Here is a 4412-nt window from a genome sequence, read left to right on the forward strand (position 1 = left end):
GGTGTGGAATGAAGATCTCGGGTTCACTCAATCACTGTGGGAGCGGGCTTGCCCGCGAAGAGGCCGGAACAGACAACCTCAACCTCAAAGAATCAGTGTCTTTCGAGGGCATTCACCAGGTCATGGAAGGCTTCACGGTTGGAATCGTTCAGCCCCATGAGGATCTTGTGCGCTTCAAGCACCTTGATCCGCACCACTTCTTCTGACTGATCCTGATCCGGCAGGTCGTCCAGGCACTCGGGACACGGCACCGGGTGGTTGACGATGTTGAACACCTGTTCGAAGCCCATCGACTGCAACAGACGGGTGATGTCTTCGTGGGTGGTGACGACGGTCGGCAGCAGGCCGACCTTTTGCCGCGACAGGATCGACAGCTTGGCCAACAGGCCCAGGGTGGTGCTGTCGATGCTGCGGGTTTCGGTCAAATCGATCACGATCGCGTTGAAATTCAGCGCGGTGAAGATTTTCTCAATAGTCGCATCCAACGCCGAACACAGGGTCAGGCGAACTTCACCGACGAACTTCAGGACGAAGGTGCCGTCCTGCTCGGCGAACTGGATTCTACCGGTACTCATTGAAGGTTCCTGCTCAACACCAACAGGGCGATATCATCCGGCATCTCCCCTAGCGTGGCCAATCCAAACACTTGCCGCAGACCATCCAGGCTGCCGCCCGCCGACTTCACCCGTTGTGGCAAAGCGGCTTCTTTTTCTTTGAGCGTAGGTTCTGGCAATAGATCCAGAATACCGTCGGACATCAGCGTCAGGCTGAACGTCGGTGGCAGCTCAAGCACGTGATCTTCGTAGGTGGCCTCGTTGAACAGGCCCACCGGCAAACCGCGGCCTTCGAGGTAACGAACACTGTCAGGCGTGTACAACACAGGCAACGGCAGATGGCCGCCGATGCTATAGGTCAACAAACCGGTCTCCTCGTCGATGACTCCACCGACCATTGTGACGTGTTTGCCCAGCTTACAACTGATCAGCCCCCGGTTGATATGACCAAGGACTTCCGAAGGCTTGAATTCCGGCAATGTGCCGTTGCGCTTGGACTCGAACAGCAAGCGCGTGGTCATGAACTTCAGCAGCACGGTGACGAACGCCGAAGAGGCGCCATGCCCCGACACGTCAGCCAGGTAGAACGCCACCCGACGCTCGTCGACGCGGAAATAGTCGACAAAATCTCCCGACAGGTACAGCGACGGGATGATCTGGTGGGCAAACTGGAACTCGTCGATGCGCCACGGGCTTTCCGGCAGCATGTTCATCTGTACCTGGCGACCGGCGTTCTGATCTTCCTGCAGCAGGTTCAGGCTGGCTTCGAGCTCGCGGTTGGCCTTCTCCAGCTTCTCGCGGTAGCGCTGGTTCTCCAGCAGCAGGCGCGCACGATCAAGCGCACGACGCACCGAGTGCTCGAGCACGGCCAGGTCTTCAAGAGGCTTGATCAGGTAGTCCGCCGCACCCAGGCGCAGCGCCTCGACCGCGTCGTTCATCACGCCGGCACCCGAAACGACGATCATCGGCGTTTGCGGTGACCGCTCGGTGACCTGACGGATGAGTTCGAGCCCACCCATCTGCGGCATGCGCAGATCGCAGATGACCAAGTCGGGCTTGTCTTGCTCGAATACCTGAAGACCCTGTTGGCCGTTGCTGGCCTGCAGGACGCTGAAACCACTGTCTTCCAAATAGGCCGCGAGGCTCGCGCGCACTACTTCGTCATCATCGATTATCAGCAGCGTGGCACTGGTTTTTGGCATGTGGGCAAACGGCGCCAGAATTAGGTTGGCGTAGCAGGCGGGGCATCGGCCCGGCTCAGACTACTGGATTCGCTTTCTAGCCTCTCTGCTGCACCGCTTTCGAGCAGTGGCCCGGAACGCGATTGCACCAGAGGTGCCCTTCTAAGGCGCAGACGGTACTCCCATCCGCGGGGCGTTTCAAGCATGCGCCGATGGTCGCTTGACGACTTTACTTGTCAAATCACCGAGAGTTATAAGAACCGCTCAAACCTTAACCCAATGGAAGGTCAAAACCATGAGTCAAACCGGTCGGGACTACAGCGAAAAGCGTGATTTCATCCGCATGCGGGTCGACGCCGATGTGGTGTTGATCCATGAGGGTGATGAGGTATCAGCCGTGTGCATCGACCTCTCGAGCAGCGGCATGCAGGTTGAGGCACCGCGCCAGTTCGCGGTTGGCGACCGCTTGAGTGTGCGCATCGACTCCGATCATGCCGCCTTGAGCGGTCTGGAAGCGGAGACCGAAGTGGTCTGGGTCAAGGCCCAGGATGGCGACAGCCAGAAGCTCGGCCTGAGCATTCTGAAAATGAAATAAGCGCACACAAAAAAGGCGGCCCCAAGGGCCGCCTTCTTGTCATCGGTCGAAATCAGAAATCGTCTTCGACTTGACCATCCTTGACCTTGAACTCGCGGTTCTGCAGGTAGGCGTTGCGGATGAAGGTGTACTTGTCGCCGCTGATCAGCTTCTCGCTCGACAGCAGGCTGGCGCGGGTATCGACGATGTTCAGGCCGAATACCGAGTTACGCACAGGTACGTCGTTGATGTAGCGGTACGGACCGGTGTAGCTGTCGACGTACTTCGACGGCGCATCACGCAGGGTGCTCGGGCCGAGCAACGGCAGCATCACGTAAGGGCCGCTGCTGACGCCCCAGTAACCGAGGGTCTGACCGAAGTCCTCATCGCTGCGATTGAGGCCCATTTTGGTGCCGACATCGAAGAAGCCCAGCAGGCCGAACGTGGTGTTGAAGATGATGCGCGCGGTATCGACACCGGCGGCTGCGGGCTTGGCCTGCAGAATGTTGTTCGCCAGGTTGGTGACGTCACCGACGTTGCGGAACATGTTGTGGATGCCATCTTCAAGGAACTGCGGCGTCACGTACTCGTAGCCCTGCGCCAGCGGCTTGAGCGCGTAGGTGTCGACGAAGTCGTTGAACTGGAAGATCGGGCGGTTGACGCTTTCCCAAGGGTCTTCTTCCGTTGCAGCATTGGCGGCGAACGGAACCAGCAAGACGCTGGCACATACACATAGCTGAGCGAGAGGATTGCTCCAGCGCATAGAAAAGCTCCTTGGATTCGTACTGGCGCGGGCACCGTCGGCCCAAGCGTTAAGACCGCTAGTATAAGCGCAAAAGCCGTTTTGGGCAGTCTACCTGTCAAGAGTAATGCAGGACGTTTCCAGAGCGCGCCTTCACACACCTGTCATCCAGCTGTCACCGATGTCGCCTAACCTCGTGACTATTTCAGGGACGTTGCCATGACCCACGCTGAAGCCTTGCCTGTCGCCGCGCCCGGCCTGACCGCCGTGCTGTTCGGACTCAGTGGCTGTCTGGTGGATTTCGGTGCCCGTGCCCGGCAACACGCCAGCATGCTGCCCGAGCACACCGACGCCACACCCGGCGCCCTTGACAGCCTGCTCAGCCTGCAGCGCCAGCAGATTCCCTGTGCGTGGATCGATGAACTGCCCCCTGCCCTCGCGCATCCCCTGGCGGCCTCTCTGCCGGCGTGGATCAAACCGACGCAATATTCAGCAACAAACAATCCATGGCCCGCGCCGAATGCCTGCTGGCAGGCGCTGATGGGCTTGAACGTCAGCCGTCTGGATGGCTGCGTGCTGGTCAGTGGCGAGCCGCGCCTGCTGCAAGCGGGCCTCAACGCCGGGCTGTGGACCATTGGCCTGGCTTCCTGCGGCTCGTTGTGCGGCCTGTCGCCGAGCGAGTGGCAAGCCTTGAGCCAACAGGAACGCGAACAGCGCCGCGGCAAGGCGACCCTGCAGTTGTTCAATCTGGGCGTGCATTCGGTGATCGACCACCTGGGCGAGCTCGACACCTGCCTGGCCGACATCAACCTGCGCCGCCTCAAGGGCGAAAAGCCCTGACCGGGATCATGCAGGTTGCAGCAGAGTGGATTAATCTAAAGGTCAGCCATAGACCTTTGGCGCGCGGCTGCGGTCAATGCCAGTGCCTCTTGATAAAAGGAAACCACCATGCCCGCCCAAGAACTGCAAAAACAACTCGACACCCTGCGCGAGCAACTGGAGCAGAATCCGCCGCTGTCCGAAACCGAGCGTGAAGATTTGCATGCGCTGATGGCGCAGATTGAAACCGAAATCAAACTGGAAAGCGCCACTCAGGACGCCAGTATCGCCGATGGCGTGAACCTGGCGGTTGACCGCTTTGAACTCGAACACCCGGCCATTGCCGGCACCCTGCGCAATATCGTCAATGCGCTGGGCAGCATGGGGATCTGATTCCCCGCCATACAAAAAAGCCCTGTCATCGCTGGCAGGGCTTTTTCATTTCCACAATTTGAACACAGTTCCCCTGTGGGGAGCGAGCCTGCTCGCGAAGACGTCGTGTCAGTCGATATCATCGTTGAATGACACACAGCCTTCGCGAG

At 59.2% G+C, this 4412-nt stretch carries 6 protein-coding genes; 3 read left to right on the plus strand and 3 right to left on the minus strand.

Annotated features, from left to right (window positions below; genetic code table 11):
• Nucleotides 1-92: 92 nt before the first annotated feature.
• A complete protein-coding gene (rssC, locus tag HT737_RS06045) occupies nt 93-575 on the minus strand; it encodes an anti-sigma factor antagonist RssC (RefSeq protein ID WP_003226553.1) in 483 nt (160 codons plus the stop codon).
• Nucleotides 572-1756: a two-component system response regulator RssB gene (gene rssB, locus HT737_RS06050; protein ID WP_041074010.1), complete on the minus strand. Its 1185-nt coding sequence runs from the start codon at nt 1754-1756 to the stop codon at nt 572-574. Before rssB ends, rssC begins: the two co-directional genes overlap by 4 nt.
• Nucleotides 1757-2030: 274 nt before the next feature.
• Between rssB and HT737_RS06055 the strand changes: the two genes are divergently transcribed.
• Complete coding sequence (locus HT737_RS06055) at nt 2031-2330, plus strand: PilZ domain-containing protein (protein WP_095668728.1); 300 nt, start codon at nt 2031-2033, stop codon at nt 2328-2330.
• 52 nt (nt 2331-2382) lie between these two features.
• Here HT737_RS06055 and HT737_RS06060 read toward each other — a convergent pair whose 3' ends face one another.
• A complete protein-coding gene (locus tag HT737_RS06060) occupies nt 2383-3072 on the minus strand; it encodes a VacJ family lipoprotein (protein ID WP_047295245.1) in 690 nt (229 codons plus the stop codon).
• Nucleotides 3073-3270: 198 nt separating this feature from the next.
• On the opposite strand from HT737_RS06060, the gene HT737_RS06065 reads away from it, so the two are divergent.
• The gene (locus tag HT737_RS06065) at nt 3271-3891 is read left to right on the plus strand and encodes a phosphatase (protein WP_095668727.1); all 621 of its coding nucleotides are present in this window, start codon (nt 3271-3273) and stop codon (nt 3889-3891) included.
• Nucleotides 3892-3999: 108 nt separating this feature from the next.
• Nucleotides 4000-4263, plus strand: coding sequence for a DUF4404 family protein (locus tag HT737_RS06070; RefSeq protein ID WP_134177047.1), 264 nt, complete (start codon nt 4000-4002; stop codon nt 4261-4263).
• Nucleotides 4264-4412: the final 149 nt, after the last annotated feature.

This window comes from Pseudomonas sp. MD195_PC81_125 (assembly GCF_014060985.1).
Lineage (GTDB): Bacteria > Pseudomonadota > Gammaproteobacteria > Pseudomonadales > Pseudomonadaceae > Aquipseudomonas > Aquipseudomonas parakoreensis.